Source organism: Acinetobacter pseudolwoffii, assembly GCF_002803605.1.
Classification (GTDB): Bacteria; Pseudomonadota; Gammaproteobacteria; order Pseudomonadales; family Moraxellaceae; genus Acinetobacter; species Acinetobacter pseudolwoffii.
Genome location: NZ_PHRG01000001.1, coordinates 495,409 through 512,176 on the forward strand (window position 1 = coordinate 495,409; position 16,768 = coordinate 512,176).

Sequence of the window (16,768 nt, forward strand, 5' to 3'; positions counted from 1 at the left end):
TAGGCTGACCTTTTGAGTTGTTTTTGGATATTTAGATGGCTTGAACCTGCTGCAATGCCGTCTCTAAGGCTTGTGCCTTGATCGTTTCGCCCATGTTCACGCCTTCCGCACGAATCACTTCAATATCGGTTACGCCGGTAAAGTTAAACACGGTTTTCAAAAAAGCTTCCTGAAAATCGGCAGGGTTTTGCTCCCCATAAACTCCGCCACGGCTGCTGGCAATATATACTTTTTTATTGCCAGCCAGACCGACAGGGCCCTGTTCGGTATATTTAAACGTACGTCCCGCCACACAGATCCGGTCAATCCAGGCTTTTAAGGTCGATGGCAAACCGAAGTTATACATGGCCGCGCCAATCACCACGATATCTGCCTGTAAATACTGCTGCAGGATGTCTTCGCCTAATGCAGTCTGTTCTGCATTCTGACCCATTAAAATTTCAGCCGTGAGATGTGGAATCGGCTGTGCAGCAAGATCGAGATATTCAAGCTCGATGGCCTGAGCATGTTTTTGTTGTAACTGACTCACCAACGCCTGAGTCAGCTGACGCGAAATAGAGGCATCGCCTAAAATACTGGAATCAATCTGTAAAACTTTCATGGCTTCGCTCTCATCTATGGGGCTATCTAACTAATGCAGCCATTTTAAGGCTTAGGTTGCATGAAATAATTAGCACAGATAAAACACATCATTCTGAATTTAGAACAAAACCAGCTTTAATATTAGAAATTCCTATTTTGCAGACGCCTTAAATATTGTGGTTTATCAAGCGTTAAAACTTATGTTATCTTATGTAAATAAAGCTATAAATAGTCAATAAATCTTAAAAAGTTGCCATAATAATTTAAGTCAGACCGACAACATGAAGCGAATATCGCCTGTATTACAAAAAATAATCAAACACAGAATCACGAAATATCTGGTCGAAGATGAAGTCGTGATGAACTGGAGTATTCTCAAAAAGTGCATCCTGATGCTAACTTTGGGCTGCGGCGTACATCTGACCTGGCTCGGTTGGGATATCTTTGTTTTATTCAATCCAGAGTATTGGCAATATGTTCAGTTAGAACGGGTTCATACCCAAGTTATCCTGAACAGCAGCTTTTTAGCGATTTTATTGGCACTGATTTATCCCTGTTATAAATTTCAGGGCAATCCTCTGGTGGAACGTTATTTGCCCTATCTGGCAGTTGGTACTTTTGTGATTTCGCTGTGCCGTGATGCCTATGTCGTGGGGGTGATCAGTCCTGTGGCCACCACATCCTATGTCTGTTTAATTATGGTGGGACTGGTGCTGTTTCATCGCAGGCTGGTTTATAGCATGCTGATTCCAGCCTCGCTCTTTTTAGGCGGTTGCGCTTATTTGAGCTTCAGTCAGCAATTGCCTTATTCTCCTTTATTCAACATTCAGGACAAACATTTTTATAATGCTTTCTGGCTGTTTTCAATGCTGTATTTCATTGTCCCAATTTTAGCTGTATGCATGGTGTTATTTGAAATTTTACTCAGCCAATGGCGTCATCGTGAAGAACTCATCAAGCAGCTCAGTCAGATTGATCCGCTCACCAACCTGTTTAACCGGCGCAGTATCAATCAATGTCTGGATCAGCTCAATGCTACGGCTGTACCCCATTACGCCCTGGTTCTCTTAGATCTGGATCACTTTAAGAAAATTAATGATCTGTATGGTCATCATAAGGGCGATGAAACCTTGGTTGAAGTCAGTGCTGTATTAAGCCAACAGTTACGCGAAAGTGATGTAGTGGGCCGCTTTGGCGGTGAAGAGTTCATTTTGGTGCTGAAAAATACCAGTCTGGAAAAAGCCAAACAAGTAGCAGAACGCTGCCGCAGCGCGATTCAGCAATTACAGATGATGAGTGATGAAGGTGAGCCGATTCCGGTGACTGCCAGTTTCGGAATTGCTATTTCCAAAGCCGAGTTACGCCCACAACAGCTACTCAGTCAGGCCGATCAGGCGCTTTATCAGGCCAAAGCCGGTGGACGTAATCGGGTCAAAGCCTATGTTGAGCCGGTGACTGCACAGATGCAGATTTCTTAAACGGGTTCAGCTTTTTCGATGATTATGAAGATTATGGAGTTGAGCTTTGAGCCAGACGTTGCAGCTGGGCCAGCAATTCTGCTTCGCTAAAAGCACCGGTCAAACGTAAACCGCGAATTTCCTGTTGCTGCTCATTCAGAAATAAATAGGTTGGTGGTCCCAGAATTTCCCATTGATTTAACAGCATTTGATGCGAGGCATTGTATTGGCTTAAATCCAGCTTGATCAGGAAATAAGGTGCCAGAGCCTGCTGTACCTGTGCAGATTTTAAAATACGATGTTCAATCGGCTGACAAGCGACACACCAGTCGGCATAGACATCAATCACGATCTTTTGCCCTTGCGGTGCTGTATTCAAAATCTGCTGAAATTCTGCTGCGCTGCGTGCCACATGCCACTGGGCTTCTGTACTGGACTGCTCAACAAAAAACCGCTGACTATACTGATATTGGCTATAGCTGATATAAGGCAGCGCTATCATCAGACACAGGATATACAACCACCTCAAGCCAGTACGATGCCAGAAAATCCGGAACAGTACATAGGCCACAAAGGCCATGCCCAAGCCTAAGGATAACCACTGTAAAGTCGCTTCTGAAATCAGTGGGCGAATAAAATACAGTGCCAGCGCCAGCATGATAAAGGCAAAGAGCACTTTGATCTGATTCATCCAGTGCCCGGCTTTAGGTAGTACCCGTGCACCCAAAATACTGGCCAGCAGTAAAGGTGTGCCCATGCCAAAACCGAGGGTAAACAGCAGCAAGGCACCCTGCCACTGGCTTTGGGTCTGGGAAATAAACAAGAGTGCACCCGCCAACGGTGCGGTCATGCATGGCCCGACCAGCAGCGCCGAGATCATGCCCATGACTCCAGCACTGACCAAACTACCGCCCTGCTGCATGGCCTGAGCCCGATCCAGACGCTGAACCAGACGTTGTGGCAGTTTAATCTCAAACAGTCCAAACAGATTCAGGGCAAACAGGACAAACAACACACTAAACGCGATCAGGGTACCGGGTTGCTGCAACCAACGCTGGAAATTCAGGCCGGCCGAAGACGCAATTAAACCCAGCACCGCATAGACCGCGGCCATACTGCTGACAAAAGTCAGGGCGATCATCCAGGCTTTGACACCTTTGCTATCCCGTACAATCAGCGAGGTCAGGATCGGCAGCATCGGCAAGGAACATGGGGTAAAAGCCAGCAAGATTCCTAAGCCAAAGAACAGTAACAGTCCATAACCCAAAGAGCGTTCAAGCAATTGAGCTGACCATTTTTGGTCTTGTGCCGCACCGACTGCGGGTTGCCCGCTAGAGGTTGCAGAAAATGCATCTGCTGTAGATTCTGAGGAATCCGCTGTATTAAACAGGGTATTGTGTTGCAGTGATGACCCGTTTAGATCAAGTAAGCGCTTGCTTCCTGGGCCGGCAGCTTCAAATTGCACCAGACCAGACAGATCTGTCTTGAACTGAATACTTTGCGGCGGATAACAGATTCGGTCTTTGGCACAGCCCTGCCAGCTCACCTGATAGGACTGGTTGGCCTGCGTCGGAATCTGAAACTTTAACTGCTGATAATACACCTGGGTATGCCCATAGTTGTCATCATACAGATCTTTAGCAGGCGGTAATTCAAGCAATACAGGCTGATTGCCCTGCCGCACTTCAATTTTATGCTGATACAGATAATAGTTATCCGGAATCTGCCAGCTCAGCTCAGCCTGTTGCTGACTGGTAGAAATCACATGAACAGGAAAAGCCTGCTCGGCAGACAAGAGCGCTGTTTCGGCCTGAACCGGACTGCTAAACACGAGGCTTCCCAGGATGACCGGGGCAAGCATTTTGCCCCAGCTCTGGAATTGCGGGTTTCTGATCATCACGAAACTGGAGTGTCCTAGAATAAAAAGGATACGCCTAAACCTGAAAAGTAGCTTCGCTCTGTACCGTCCAGATCAACTCCCACACTGGCATCCAGCTGAACACGGTCATTAAGTGCATACATTACCCCAGTGCCAAGCGCGTATTCATTGTCGATGCTTTCAGCTTTACGGTAAATCAGTTCAGAATAGCCTGACCAGCGATCGGTGATCTGGTAGCCGATCGATGGAATCGCAGCTATGGCCCAATTGCTGTCCTGCCATTCATAACGCATAGTCAATGCAGTACTAACCAAGTCATTATATTGGTACGATACGACAGAACCCAGGCTGTAAATATCTTCTTCATTACTGAAACCGGCATTGCCTGTCGCAATAACTGCTTCGGCCAGCAAGGCCAGACTCAGTTTGTCATCATCCAGATCAATGGCTTTTTTCAGACCAATACTGACATCGCCCAGACCATCATTTTCATTCGTCTGACCATTGGATTTGACTTGTGACCAGACAGGGCCTTCCCAGCCCAGACGCAACTCCAGACCATCACTAAGTCCGGTACGTAACAACATATCTGCATTCAGTGTCGTTACCGTTTGCTCGCCCGACTTGCTGTAGCGGGCTGTGGGCAAACCTTGCTCCCAGGCAACATTTCCGACCGGGGTAATGCCTGTACTCAGACCTTCACCTGGTCGATCAAATTCAAAATCTGCTGCGAAAAGTGATGCACTGCAACCAGTCAGTGCAATTAAACCCAAAGTTTTTAATATTGTCATCTTGGTGCTCTTTATTAAAATTTAACCCAGTTCTTTGCTCATTTTTGCGCCATGACTACGCAGGAGTTCTAGCGTCTGTTTTTCTTCATCCAAGGCTTCTGACCAGTTAATTTCATCAAAATCACAATCGAAGAACAGGTCACTGATCGAAGATAAAATGGTCATGCCATCTTCATCTTTGCTATTTGGATCAACTTTTTCATCGAGTAAACGCTGCACGGCAGGTGCACATGCGGCACTTGCAGCATCCCATAATGGGCCATAAATTTCTTCTGCATCCCAGAGATGCAAATTCACTTTGGCCTGGATCAATTCTTCCAGAATTTGTAAATGTACAGCCAATCTTGCCTGTTTTTCTTCAGCTGAAAGTGGGGTGCCGGCTTCATATAACTCGCATACCTCTTCCCACCATTTAAATAAACCATCTGACCAGACCGAAATTACCGGGCCTTTGTCATGATCAATAAAATTTGGATTGAGTCCATCTGCCAAAAGCTGCTTTACCTGATCCAGATTTAATTCTTCGAGTGCTTGCACAAAAAGCTGTTGTTGCGCAGTTAACATGATGGAGCTCACTTTCATTCGTTTTCGACTATTATGCCGAATAACGTGCGGCTTTGTTGCGCTTCTCACTATTATATTTTTATTTCATACAAAAAAAGCCCCGCAGGGCTTTTTAAAATCGGTCAGCATTACTCGTCAATCTCTGCTGCAGTATCTGTATCTGCCAGTGCTAAGGCACCAGGACGAACATTGTCTTTTTTCTCAATCACATGTTCCAGACTGCGTTTTAGCCGGTCAATCGCACCACGAATGGCAGTATCCACATTGTGAGCGCGATGATTGACGACCACGGGTTTTAACCCTGCAGGACGCGCTTCTATCATGCAGCGAATATCATCATCACCGCCTTTGGCGCCATTTTCATCACTGAGATGGACTGAAAAATGAGTAATACGCTCACTATGGCGCTGGAATTCTTGATTTAATTCTTCACGTACATAATCAATTAAACGCTCGCTATTCTGAATGTGTTTATCTGTACGAAGTTCAATATTCATAAATTACCATCCTCAATCTTTGTAACTTTTTGAGTGCAAAAATTTTTATCTTGGCACGTTTGTAGCTTGCTGTTTCGCATCGCATTTCACTTCTTCAAATGATTGGAATTACACCCTCCACTTTGAATGATGAACACATTTTTGAGTCTGCAGAACCGTGTCCTTATATCTCGAATATCAGCCCTATCTTGAAAATATGCAAGTCCTATTTTGGCTTTTTAGCAAAAGAATAATGGATTGTGACAACTGTTTACTCAGCTTAAAATAGGGTTATTGACCTCTCTCAATTACATTATCATTCATATGATTTCATCAAAAATTAATAGCGAAATATTCTTATAAAAAAGTACAAATAACATCCAGACCACTCTATTCATGAGCTGAAATAATGGCAAAATCTGAAGAGTTTATCTGAAAATCTCAGAAGCAATAATCAAGTAGATTTTCTGGGAAATATAAGCGTGACAAGCCTTACAATCATCCTTCTCTCTTCTAGGCTAGTGATTGTTTTCTACTCTTCTTAAAGATTTTCAAAAATTCTTATATCTTCCCCTAAACACAATGTTCTTATGGCTTTTTGTATGCAGGAAATGACCGGTCAGGATGATTTCTCCACAAGCCAAACAGTTTAATAAATAAACAAAAAACTTTGATTAAAGCTTGAATTTATTACACAAAATGAACAGGAATTTAAAGATTCTGGCAGCTATAGTCGCTTAAATACCGGCCAAATAGCTTCATCGAGCCAAACATTTTCATGCTTTTTAGCAAAATATTCGCCCTAAAAATACATCGCTATTGTGCTTTCTCTTTTTGATGAATGATGAGATGGCAATCTTGCAAACTCAAAACACTTAAAAAACAGTGAGATTTAAATTCGATTAAAGAGAGTTTCAGCTTTATTATTTCAATAAAGCTTTCTTGGTTTTTATACTGCCTGATTTAAATTTTTTTTAATAATAATGACTTAAAAACTCATCTCTTATTTTCGGAAATGTCTATCGATGAGATCAAATATTTCCTCATGCTGAAGACTTGGAGATATTTAGGTCAACGATCAATTTTAACTTTATTTTTACGCATTAATCTGTATGCTTACTCTGCTTTCTTGGGGGAGAGATTTAAATGAAATTGACACAACTCGCGGCACTTTGTGCATTGGCTACCACTGCAACATTTACCCAGGCAAAACCAATCTGGCAAGACTTTAGCCTGACCGGCCTTTATGGTGAAAACTATAAAGTACCATTTCCAACTCAAGATGAAAAAATTGAGCAAAGCACAGTTACTGCTGAATATGCAGCCGGTTTTAAATATGGCGATTTCTTTGCCTTTGCGGATCGTACCAACAATGATCCAAATGGTAACGAAACCTATTTTGAAGTTGCACCACGTTTAAGCCTTGGCGCGGTAACTGGCCAGAAACTTGAACTAGGCCCTATCACAGACATATTGATTGCAACGACTTGGGAAGGCAACAGTGCCCAGGGTAGTGATTTTAACAACTACCTATATGGTGTTGGTTTTAATTTAGCGATCCCTTATACCAACTATGCAACCATCAACTTCTATAAAGCCGACAATGATCTGCAAAAAGATGATTATCAAATGACCATCACTTATGCGGTACCATTTAAAATTGGCAGTGAAGAGTTCCTGGCAGATGCTTTCCTAGATTGGTCAACTGCTGAAGGTCCCGATCATAAAAGTGAACTCAACTGGACCAGTCAATATAAATGGAATGTGGGTAAACACATTTCTCCCGAGACTAAACTTTATCTAGGTATCGAGCATTCGGTCTGGAATAACAAGTTCGGTACAAATATCGACCAACATGATGTTAGTGCACTGGTGAAGTATCACTTCTAATTGAGGTATGATCAAAGGCAGAACTTCGGTTCTGCTTTTTTCATCCCTTATTCAAGCCAAACTAGAACAAAAATATGCATCATTTTCAAATTCGACATGCCACCGAGCATGATCTTGAAACCATCCTCGAGATTTATAATCAAGAAGTGCTACATGGCACTGCGACCTGGAACAGAACAGCCTTTGATTTGAACTATTTTAAAATCTGGTTTAAGCAGTTGAAGAATCAAAATTTCCCGGTTTTTGTGGTTGAAGATAGACAAGATCAGCGTGTTGCTGGCTATGCCTGCTATGACCAGTTTCGTAGTATTCAAGGCTTTCAACACACGGTAGAACATTCAGTTTTTCTAAATCCGGATTATGCAGGACAAGGTCTAGGTTCTAGCTTATTAAAGCATTTAATTGAAGAGGCTCAAGCACAGCAATTGCATATCATGGTCGCAGCGATTGATTCAGAAAATATCTCATCGATTCGCCTGCATGAAAAACTGGGCTTTGTGCAAAGTGCTTATATGCCGCAAGTTGGACAAAAGTTTGGTCAATGGCGCGATCTGGTGCTATTACAACTGAATTTGGAGCAGGCTGAAGTAACGGCTCTTTAAATCTCCTGTTATTTAGACCGGCTTCTCTTTTTTTAAACTGGTATCGAAACAGACACTCTATTTACTTCCAAAGCTGGCTATGTTTTATTCAGATCAAAGCCGTCCAGAGTAAAACAATGTATAAATCTCTATGTTGTATTGGTATTTTAACTTTAAGTACACTAACTTTTGCCGATTCAGATTTTGAAAAAGAACTTCGTACAAGCTGCAGCAAAGTGAAGAGCTACGCCAATAATGGCAAAAAATTCTATGATCAAAAACACTATCAACAGGCCATAGCACAATTTAAGCAACAAGCTGCCTGGTCATCTTTTTGTGAAATGAACCGGGATGAAGCTAAAACCTCTTTCTCTGAACAAGCCATTACAACAGCATTTAATAATGTGGGTTTAAGCTATAGCAAACTTGGCAAGCCTCAATGGGCACGTGCCTGGTTCTCCGTTTACCCCGATGCTAAAAGTAGTCAATTTAATTTAAAACAGCTTCCTCCACCTAAAAAGGACACTGAACTTGCAGGTACTTATGTACAGCATGCCGGTTTTGGTGCCTGGAGTACGCTGAAAATTGTCAAACAGCAGCAACATTATGCGATCGAATATGAAGGTCTCTATATGGGCTTACGCAGTTTGATTTATGGACCAAATCTAGGTGGATTTAATACCACGATGCCACTGAATAAAACACAGGCACAATATCGCTCTGAAGACTGCAAAATCGATATCTCTTTCGGCTTTGATGCCAAACTCGGAAGTCATGCAGTGCTTAAGCAAAATAGTGGTGATTCAGGTTGTGGCTTTGGGCATAATGTTTCAGCGGCAGGAGTTTTCTTAAAAGTAGAGAATTAATCGGTTTTAGATATAAAAATATCAGCGCTCAGATCGAAAAAATAGTACTTAGATTCAAGCCAGCAAAAAGCCCGCAGTTGCGGGCTCTTGATCTAAAAAAGAGTGCTATTACACAATAATATCTGCCAGATTGCCTTTTTGCTCTAACCATTCCTTACGGTCACTGGCACGTTTTTTCGCAAGTAACTTATCCAGTAAACCTGCGGTAAAATGACTATCATCCAAATCCAGCTGCACCAAACGGCGTGTATTTGGATCTAAGGTCGTTTCACGTAACTGGCTGGCATTCATCTCGCCCAGACCTTTGAATCGGGTAATTTGCGGATTTTTGCTTTTGCATTTTTTCAAAATACCATTGAGCTCGTCATCATCCAGGGCATAGTGCACGTCTTTGTTGTCATCAATCCGATACAAGGGCGGCATGGCAACGAATAAATGCCCTTCTTCCACCAAGGTCGGGAAATGCTTGACGAACAGGGCACAGAGCAAAGTTGCAATATGCAGACCGTCGGAATCGGCATCGGCCAGAATACAGATTTTGCCATAACGTAGCTCGGACAGGTCATCTGAACCCGGATCGACACCGATCGCAATCGCGATGTTATGTACTTCTTGCGATGCCAAAACTTCATCCGAAGAGACTTCCCAAGTGTTTAGAATTTTACCGCGAATGGGCATGATCGCCTGGAAGTTTTTATCACGCGCCTGTTTGGCAGAACCACCCGCAGAATCGCCTTCCACAATAAACAGTTCCGACTGATCCAGATCATGTCCAACACAGTCGGATAATTTACCCGGCAAGGTTGGACCGGCCACAATTTTTTTACGTTCTACTTTTTTCGCGGCTTTTAAACGGCGACCCGCTTTGGAAATGGCCATTTCAGCCAGTTGCATCGCGATATCAGAATTCTGGTTTAGCCAGAGTGCAAATGCATCTTTGGCAATATTCTGCACCGTACCTGAGGCTTCACGACTCGACAGACGCTCTTTGGTTTGTCCCGAGAACTGCGGCTCCTGGAATTTCAGCGACAGAATATAGTTGACACCATCCCAGACATCTTCCGCAGAGAGTTTCATATTACGCGGCAACAGATTACGCAGCTCACAGAATTCACGCATGGCATCGGTCACGCCTGAACGTAAACCATTGACATGGGTACCGCCCTGCGCGGTCGGAATCAGGTTGACATAGGATTCCTGAATGCTATCGCCGCCTTCTACATTCCAGCAAATCGCAAACTCGGCACTGGCACGCTCAGCGTCACCTGTTGCAACAAAAGCCGGTGCAGGAATGATTTCACGATCCTCAAGCTCATCCATCAAATAGTCGACCAGACCATTTTCAAACTGCCAGCTGATCTTTTCGTCATTGATCTGGTCAACATAATTGATCTGTAAGCCCGCAGCCAAAACCGCTTTGGCTTTGAGATTATGCTTTAAAGCTTTTAAGGCAAATTTGGGTGAATCGAAGTATTTGGTTTCAGGCCAGAAATGTACCGTAGTTCCCGAGGCGCGTTTAGGCGCCTTGCCTGCCAGCACTTCAAGTGGAGCCGTCGGCTCACCATTTTCAAAGGCCATTTTATACAGGTTGCCCTGACGCTGAACTTCGACTTCTACACGGGTCGAAAGCGCATTGACGACTGAAATCCCCACGCCATGCAAACCACCGGAAAACTGGTAGTTATCGGTGCTGAACTTACCACCGGCATGCAGTTTGGTCATGATGATTTCAATACCACTTTGACCATATTCGGGATGAATATCGACTGGCATACCACGACCGTTATCTTCGACAGATAATGAACCATCTTTACAGACCGTGACGGTAATCTTGTTGGCATGTCCGGCCAAGGCCTCATCGACAGCATTATCAATCACTTCCTGCGCCAGATGGTTCGGACGAGAGGTATCGGTATACATGCCCGGACGACGACGTACCGGATCCAGACCAGATAAAACTTCAAGAGATTGAGCCGTATATTGAGACACGTTATTCGGTTTCCTTTTTTATGCAGTCCAACAAAAACTGTAAGAGCAGCGGAATTTTCTCCGCAAAATCATCCATCCCGTGACTGCCATTTGCTTCGGTCATCAGCATTGCAGGGGGACGCGCAGCACTATAATAACGATGTGCTTCACGATAATCCAAAACTTCATCGCCTTGTTGCAGCAGAACCAGCATTTTGTCTGCATCTTGTGCAACTGGCAGGGCCAATTGTTGCAGTTGTCGAAGATCCGCATCATCCAGACACCAGTTCGGATGCACCTGCAAAGGCAGTTGCTCGTCAAACAGTTCACGAAACAGTTGCCATGGTCGCATTGCCGGATTAATCAGTACAGCAGGCACAGCATGCTGTGCGACCAGATATGTCGCATAGAATCCGCCGAGACTGCTGCCCACCAGCGCCACATCTTGCATTGACTGAATCTGCTCGGAAAGCTGCTGAATCGCAGCCAGTGGCGACATATTTAAATCAGGCAAATGCACCTGAACCCCGGAGTATTTTGCACAGTAGTGTTGCAGCAATGTCCCCTTGATCGAGTGGGCATTACTTTTAAAGCCATGCAAATAAATAATATTCATGAACTACCAACAAAAAACCCATTCATCATCAAAATTTAATTTAAAAAATGTGAAGTACACTACATTATAAGACCCGTTAATTACTTAAATTGTCTGACAAAAAAGCCAGAAGTATTCTGTAATTCTCGCTATTTTAGAATGAAGGCCTCAATATCTGGAAACTCGACAAGAAAAAGAATTTATACCGCGAAGTTCTTTAAAAAGAAAGATGACAAATCATGCGGCTCATTGAAAGGACAGCATCAGATGCCAAGTTTGACACCGTTACATGAAACCTATTGTCGCTGGGACCGAACCCCACCGAGTCAGGCCGATGTACTGGAAGGTCTGGCGCAGCTGGTGACGACGCGCTTTAACGACGTGATTCAGGAACTGATCAAGAGTATTCAGCGTGAAATTTTAATGAGTATTTTTGGTCTAAGTGAGAATAATTCACAAAAAATTCAGAATATTCCATCGATTGCCCGGCTCTATCAAATGTCCTATGACATGCTGTTTCATTATGGCAATACCCTGATTGCACCCGGTCTACGCCAGATTATTGAACGTTTTCCCAAACTGCATAATAAGCCGCTGACGCCTTCCTTGCATTTTCTGGTCAGTGCCTTAAATGGCATTATTGGGGATTATCTGCTGAAATATCAAAACCCTTTGGCCTTGCCCATGGTGATCTATGATCATTATGGCTCATTGCAAAATGGTGAGCTGAGCGGACGGATTACCCTGTTTGTACATGGCTTATGCATGAACCATTTAGACTGGTCAAATCGCAAATATGAAGGGATTGGAGAAAAATTACTGGCCCAGCGCGACCGCAATACCATGCTGTATCTGAATTACAATACCGGTCGGCGAATTTCAGCCAATGGCCGCAGTCTAGCCAATACCTTGCAGGATCTGGTTGCTCGCAATCCGAGAATTACCAGTATTGACCTGATCGGGCATAGCATGGGGGGTCTGGTCTCTCGTAGTGCGCTGTTTTATGGCAAGCAGAATATGTATGGCTGGATCAATATGGTGGAGAATCTGGTCTGTCTCGGCTCACCACATCATGGTGCTGTACTGGAACGTTTTGGGTTTAGCTTGCAGGACAAACTTGGACATTTCCCGCTGATCCGGCTGATTGGTCATTTGGTCAATATTCGCAGTAATGGAATTCTGGATTTACGCCATGGCAGCGTCCGTGATGATGACTGGGAGCATAATGCGCTTCGGATCGGCTTTATGGATGACAACCGTAAACCTGCCCCGATTCCGTCGCATATCGACACCTATCTGGTCGCGGGTACGATCGAATTTGAAAACCGCAAAAACAAGACCCTGCACGTGATTGGCGACTATCTGGTCAGTATCAAAAGCGCTTTGGGCGAGCATCCCAATCCGCGTTTCCAGCTCAAAGTTCCGGATGCCCACAAGGCTATTTTCTATGGCTTGAACCATTTCGAGATTCAATATCATCCGCTGGTCGCCGAACAGGTGGCACGCTGGTTCTATCCAAGTGTAGAAGATGAAGCCTTTGATCAAATTCGTGAATATACAATTGATCTGGAAAGTCTGGAAGGTATTGCCCTGACTTAACTTTCAGCGCATTAAAAAACCCTCAATTGAGGGCTTGTTAATGCGAACTTATTAATATTTATCTCTGAGCCGTTTAACCGGTGCAGTTTTATATTTGCGCAGCAGTTGCCATAGACTGACCAGCAATAAAATACTAAAGAAGATCAGAGACCAGACCGGCAAAGATTGCCCCAAGAAAGTCCAGTCAATGGTGGCACACTCGCCAGAACCATTAAGTACCTGTTGCAACACTGACTGCATTGGCAAGGTTTCCAGCCAGTATTCCAGGCCAGGACCACAACTCGGCACCTGATCCGGTGGCAGATTCTGTAACCAGACATGCCGGGCAGCAACGCCCACAGACCATAAAATACTCAGCGAACCTAGCAAGGCATAGAGCCGCTTCATGATATTGGATTGAGGGTTATGCAGACATGCGATGAGTGAGATGATCCCCAGTCCAATTAATCCCACACGCTGAAACACACAGAGTGGACAAGGCGCCAGGCCCTGTACATGCTCAAGATATAAGGCAAATGCCATTCCAATGACAGCAGCCAAAAATAACATACCACTCACGAAGCGATAACCCCATTGCATGGTGAATCCTCTTATTTTTTATCGATATTGGGCTAAATAATCAGCAAAACTGACGCTGCTATCTTGCTCGAGTTGCTGTTGTTGCTGCAATGACTTTTGTGACATTTCTTCAAAATAAGCCAGTGTTTCCGGGCTAAGCTGGTGTGCTTCATAAACACTGCTATGTTGCTGAGCCAGATGCTGGCCAAAGTGCCACATACTGCCTTGAGTGCGTGTATCGCCCACCACCAGGGCAGATAAAGTCGCATCAACTTCATCGACCCGGATCTGCATCATTTTCATGGCATTGCTATACAGATCGGTTGCATAGGTCTGATTGAGCAGCTCGGCCAGAGGTTGCATGCGTTGCAGATGCATGGCACACCAGTCTTCAATCGGATAGCATTGACCATCTGCCAGAATTGCAGCATTCGGCGCACGGCCACGATTTACCACTTCGGTCTGATTCTGCTCAATGATCTCCTGCTCCTCACCGAAAAGTGCTGGACTGTCCTGCAATAAACAATACAAGGCCACCACTTCCAGGAAGCCGGCGGTGTCTTCATTGATGCCAATCGGGCTATATGGATTGACATCGACTGCCCGCAGCTCGACATAGGCAATCCCGCGATTTTCCAGGGCTTGAGATGGGGTTTCACCCTCTTGTGGCACCTGCTTCGGACGTACCAGACTATAATATTCATTTTCGATTTGCAGCACATGATCATTGATCTGAGTCGGCTGGCCATCTGCTGTATTTAGTCCAAGACGACTAAAGGGTTTATACGGCGTTTTGACTGCTTTTTGCAGTCCATCTAGATAGTCTTGCAAGTTATTATAGTGAATGCCGAGCTGTTTCTGGGCTGAGTTCTGGTAGCCAAATCGTCCCATACGCAATGCTGTCGCATAAGGGGTATACAGGGTGCCTTTTACCAAGGGCAATAGATGATGATCACGACCGGTCATAAAGCACTGGCAGACTGCCGGACTGGCACCGACCAGGAACATCACCAGTGGGGTCAGACGAATAAAGTTACGGATCAGCCCCATATAGCGGTGGCTGCGATAATCCTGCAGGCTTAAGTCCTTGAGTGCTTCATCCTGCTCCTGCTGCTGTAAGGCTTCGAACAGATGATCCGGGAAAGACAGGTTATAATGCACCCCTGAAATGGTCTGCATACGGCGACCATAACGCACCCCCAAGCCATGACGATACAAGGTTTTAAATAAGCCGATATTCGAGCTGCCATACTGCGCCAACGGAATACTTTCATCGCGGCTATCCAGCATGCAGGGCATCGACATCGGCCAGAGTTTTTCCTCATTTTCCAGATGACGATGCACAATCGCGTGAATATCAGTGAGATAGTCCAAGGCTTTTTTGATCGTGTCCTGCGGCGGCGTAATGAACTCCATTAAGGCTTCAGAATAGTCTGTGGTGATATGTGGATGAGTCAAGGCTGAACCCAAGGCACGCGGATGCCCTGCCTGTGACAGGAAACCATCACTCTGCATACGTAAGCTTTCACGCTCAATACCACGCAGCATGCCTTTGATGAGTGACGACTCTACCCAGGTCGGTAACACATTTTGGGAAGTCGGTTCAGGTTGACTCATTACAATCTCGCTTAAAGGGGCTAAACTATTAAATTAAAATCATCAGTTTAATCAGTATAACGTGATTTCTGGCCGGCACATGATAGGCTGTCTAGTTTTCAGGCAAACCATTGATTTTTAATTTGGCAATTTTTTAACACAAAGTTCCTCTATAAGACATGTGAAATTTGTGATTTTATGAATAAATAAATGCTAATGAATTGTAAATGTTATGAATTATCAAGATATTTTAGACTTCTGGTTCCATGCTGACAGCCAGCCGTTGTGGTTTAGCCAGAGTCATGAATTCGACCAAAGTATCGCGCGGCAGTTCATGAGCACGCATCAGCAGGCCGCCCAGGCTGAACTCTGGTCCTGGCGTAAAACCGCCGAAGGCCGTCTGGCTGAAGTTATCGTTCTAGACCAATTTTCACGAAATTTATTCCGTGATTCGCCGCAAGCTTTTGCTCAGGACAGTCTGGCACTGGCCTTGGCGCAAGAAGCTATTAGCCTGGATCTGGATCAACAGCTCAGCCCGGAACAACGCGCTTTTTTATATATGCCTTTCATGCACAGTGAGTCTAAACTGATCCATGAATTCGCATTAAAGCTGTTCCAGCGTCTGGGCAATCCGACCAATCTGGAGTTCGAGAAAAAGCACAAGGTGATTATCGACCGCTTTGGGCGCTACCCTCATCGCAACCAGACCCTAGGTCGTGACTCGACCGATGAAGAGTTAACCTTCCTGACCCAGCCCGACAGCAGTTTTTAAAGCCTGTTTTTGTGACTGGATCATTGCATCAGGAGATCGAACATGAAAAATATGCTACTGGGATTGAGTGTGATCGCTGCCATCAACCTGAGTGGTTGTGCCACGACGCCTTCAAAACCATTAACGTTTGATCAGTTGGGCCGCTACAGTACCACGCCACTCAACAACAACACTTATCGGATTGGATTTCAGGCCCGGCCCAATATGAGCTTTGGCACGGCTGAGGAAATTGCCCTGGTCAAAGCCGCGCAGACCACTGTGCAAAATGGCTTTCAGTTCTTTAGAGTGCTGAATGATCCAAGTAATCGTACCCAGCAACCGCCACGTCAGGCAATCGTCTATCCGGCACCGAGCTATTATCCATATGGTTATTACCGTCGCTATCCGGGGTTCTGGCCAGACCCGTTCTATGACCGTCCTTATACTGTCACCCTGGATCCTGCTCAGGTGGCCTATACCATTGAATGCTTTAAAGCCGGTCAGGCACCTAGCGATGCTTTCGATGCGCGCTTGATTTTACAGTCACTTGGGACTAAATATGGTCTAAGTCCATCCGGCGCAGTGCTGCAACCGCAACCGGCCAATCCCTCTTGA

At 44.9% G+C, this 16,768-nt stretch carries 16 protein-coding genes; 7 read left to right on the top strand and 9 right to left on the bottom strand.

The features are described from left to right. Nucleotides 1–31 precede the first annotated feature (31 nt). Nucleotides 32–601, bottom strand: coding sequence for an FMN-dependent NADH-azoreductase (locus CWI32_RS02295; RefSeq protein WP_100534537.1), 570 nt, complete (start codon nucleotides 599–601; stop codon nucleotides 32–34). Between the two features lie 262 nt (nucleotides 602–863). Between CWI32_RS02295 and CWI32_RS02300 the strand changes: the two genes are divergently transcribed. Next, nucleotides 864–2,060, top strand: a complete 1,197-nt coding sequence (locus CWI32_RS02300) for a GGDEF domain-containing protein (protein ID WP_100534538.1) — start codon at nucleotides 864–866, stop codon at nucleotides 2,058–2,060. Nucleotides 2,061–2,091: 31 nt separating this feature from the next. Here the strand turns inward: CWI32_RS02300 and dsbD are convergent, their stop codons facing one another. The 4 genes from dsbD to CWI32_RS02320 form a co-directional block, all read right to left on the bottom strand. Beyond that, on the bottom strand, nucleotides 2,092–3,900 hold the full coding sequence (gene dsbD / locus CWI32_RS02305) for a protein-disulfide reductase DsbD (RefSeq protein WP_378267485.1): 1,809 nt from the start codon (nucleotides 3,898–3,900) through the stop codon (nucleotides 2,092–2,094). 53 nt (nucleotides 3,901–3,953) lie between these two features. Then, entirely contained in the window at nucleotides 3,954–4,709 is a 756-nt protein-coding gene (locus CWI32_RS02310; protein WP_100354946.1) for a transporter, read from the bottom strand. A gap of 21 nt (nucleotides 4,710–4,730) precedes the next feature. Continuing rightward, nucleotides 4,731–5,273: an ankyrin repeat domain-containing protein gene (locus CWI32_RS02315; protein ID WP_005094976.1), complete on the bottom strand. Its 543-nt coding sequence runs from the start codon at nucleotides 5,271–5,273 to the stop codon at nucleotides 4,731–4,733. Nucleotides 5,274–5,401: 128 nt separating this feature from the next. Further along, nucleotides 5,402–5,770, bottom strand: coding sequence for an HPF/RaiA family ribosome-associated protein (locus CWI32_RS02320; RefSeq protein ID WP_005094974.1), 369 nt, complete (start codon nucleotides 5,768–5,770; stop codon nucleotides 5,402–5,404). A 1,125-nt stretch (nucleotides 5,771–6,895) separates the two neighbouring features. On the opposite strand from CWI32_RS02320, the gene CWI32_RS02325 reads away from it, so the two are divergent. From CWI32_RS02325 to CWI32_RS02335, 3 genes are all read left to right on the top strand, one after another. Next, nucleotides 6,896–7,639, top strand: a complete 744-nt coding sequence (locus CWI32_RS02325; protein ID WP_100534540.1) for an outer membrane protein OmpK — start codon at nucleotides 6,896–6,898, stop codon at nucleotides 7,637–7,639. A 74-nt stretch (nucleotides 7,640–7,713) separates the two neighbouring features. Beyond that, nucleotides 7,714–8,241 carry a GNAT family N-acetyltransferase gene (locus tag CWI32_RS02330; protein ID WP_005173289.1) on the top strand — a complete coding sequence of 176 codons (528 nt, stop codon included), beginning with the start codon at nucleotides 7,714–7,716 and terminating at the stop codon, nucleotides 8,239–8,241. A 116-nt stretch (nucleotides 8,242–8,357) separates the two neighbouring features. Then, a complete protein-coding gene (locus CWI32_RS02335; protein WP_100534541.1) occupies nucleotides 8,358–9,086 on the top strand; it encodes a tetratricopeptide repeat protein in 729 nt (242 codons plus the stop codon). Between the two features lie 108 nt (nucleotides 9,087–9,194). Here the strand turns inward: CWI32_RS02335 and parE are convergent, their stop codons facing one another. Both parE and CWI32_RS02345 read right to left on the bottom strand, forming a co-directional pair. Next, the gene (gene parE, locus CWI32_RS02340) at nucleotides 9,195–11,075 is read right to left on the bottom strand and encodes a DNA topoisomerase IV subunit B (RefSeq protein WP_100534542.1); all 1,881 of its coding nucleotides are present in this window, start codon (nucleotides 11,073–11,075) and stop codon (nucleotides 9,195–9,197) included. Between the two features lies 1 nt (nucleotide 11,076). Further along, complete coding sequence (locus CWI32_RS02345) at nucleotides 11,077–11,670, bottom strand: YqiA/YcfP family alpha/beta fold hydrolase (RefSeq protein WP_100534543.1); 594 nt, start codon at nucleotides 11,668–11,670, stop codon at nucleotides 11,077–11,079. A 246-nt stretch (nucleotides 11,671–11,916) separates the two neighbouring features. Here CWI32_RS02345 and CWI32_RS02350 point away from each other — a divergent pair, with 246 nt between their 5' ends. After that, a complete protein-coding gene (locus CWI32_RS02350) occupies nucleotides 11,917–13,248 on the top strand; it encodes a PGAP1-like alpha/beta domain-containing protein (protein WP_005173301.1) in 1,332 nt (443 codons plus the stop codon). Nucleotides 13,249–13,299: 51 nt separating this feature from the next. Here CWI32_RS02350 and CWI32_RS02355 read toward each other — a convergent pair whose 3' ends face one another. After that, complete coding sequence (locus CWI32_RS02355; protein ID WP_100534544.1) at nucleotides 13,300–13,827, bottom strand: disulfide bond formation protein B; 528 nt, start codon at nucleotides 13,825–13,827, stop codon at nucleotides 13,300–13,302. 18 nt (nucleotides 13,828–13,845) lie between these two features. Next, nucleotides 13,846–15,423 carry a glutamate--cysteine ligase gene (gene gshA, locus CWI32_RS02360; RefSeq protein ID WP_005173308.1) on the bottom strand — a complete coding sequence of 526 codons (1,578 nt, stop codon included), beginning with the start codon at nucleotides 15,421–15,423 and terminating at the stop codon, nucleotides 13,846–13,848. Between the two features lie 211 nt (nucleotides 15,424–15,634). Here gshA and CWI32_RS02365 point away from each other — a divergent pair, with 211 nt between their 5' ends. Then, nucleotides 15,635–16,174 carry a DUF924 family protein gene (locus tag CWI32_RS02365; RefSeq protein ID WP_005173312.1) on the top strand — a complete coding sequence of 180 codons (540 nt, stop codon included), beginning with the start codon at nucleotides 15,635–15,637 and terminating at the stop codon, nucleotides 16,172–16,174. 42 nt (nucleotides 16,175–16,216) lie between these two features. Then, nucleotides 16,217–16,768 carry a CC0125/CC1285 family lipoprotein gene (locus tag CWI32_RS02370; protein ID WP_100356997.1) on the top strand — a complete coding sequence of 184 codons (552 nt, stop codon included), beginning with the start codon at nucleotides 16,217–16,219 and terminating at the stop codon, nucleotides 16,766–16,768.

Bases quoted from the DNA above. Each gene is read 5' to 3' on its own strand.
- CWI32_RS02335 (WP_100534541.1), top strand. From the start codon at position 8,358: ATGTATAAATCTCTATGTTGTATTGGTATTTTAACTTTAAGTACACTA.
- CWI32_RS02300 (WP_100534538.1), top strand. From the start codon at position 864: ATGAAGCGAATATCGCCTGTATTACAAAAAATAATCAAACACAGAATC.
- CWI32_RS02365 (WP_005173312.1), top strand. From the start codon at position 15,635: ATGAATTATCAAGATATTTTAGACTTCTGGTTCCATGCTGACAGCCAG.
- CWI32_RS02325 (WP_100534540.1), top strand. From the start codon at position 6,896: ATGAAATTGACACAACTCGCGGCACTTTGTGCATTGGCTACCACTGCA.
- CWI32_RS02345 (WP_100534543.1), bottom strand. From the start codon at position 11,670: ATGAATATTATTTATTTGCATGGCTTTAAAAGTAATGCCCACTCGATC.
- gshA (WP_005173308.1), bottom strand. From the start codon at position 15,423: ATGAGTCAACCTGAACCGACTTCCCAAAATGTGTTACCGACCTGGGTA.
- CWI32_RS02330 (WP_005173289.1), top strand. From the start codon at position 7,714: ATGCATCATTTTCAAATTCGACATGCCACCGAGCATGATCTTGAAACC.
- CWI32_RS02355 (WP_100534544.1), bottom strand. From the start codon at position 13,827: ATGCAATGGGGTTATCGCTTCGTGAGTGGTATGTTATTTTTGGCTGCT.
- CWI32_RS02370 (WP_100356997.1), top strand. From the start codon at position 16,217: ATGAAAAATATGCTACTGGGATTGAGTGTGATCGCTGCCATCAACCTG.
- CWI32_RS02310 (WP_100354946.1), bottom strand. From the start codon at position 4,709: ATGACAATATTAAAAACTTTGGGTTTAATTGCACTGACTGGTTGCAGT.
- CWI32_RS02315 (WP_005094976.1), bottom strand. From the start codon at position 5,273: ATGTTAACTGCGCAACAACAGCTTTTTGTGCAAGCACTCGAAGAATTA.
- CWI32_RS02320 (WP_005094974.1), bottom strand. From the start codon at position 5,770: ATGAATATTGAACTTCGTACAGATAAACACATTCAGAATAGCGAGCGT.
- CWI32_RS02350 (WP_005173301.1), top strand. From the start codon at position 11,917: ATGCCAAGTTTGACACCGTTACATGAAACCTATTGTCGCTGGGACCGA.
- CWI32_RS02295 (WP_100534537.1), bottom strand. From the start codon at position 601: ATGAAAGTTTTACAGATTGATTCCAGTATTTTAGGCGATGCCTCTATT.
- dsbD (WP_378267485.1), bottom strand. From the start codon at position 3,900: ATGCTTGCCCCGGTCATCCTGGGAAGCCTCGTGTTTAGCAGTCCGGTT.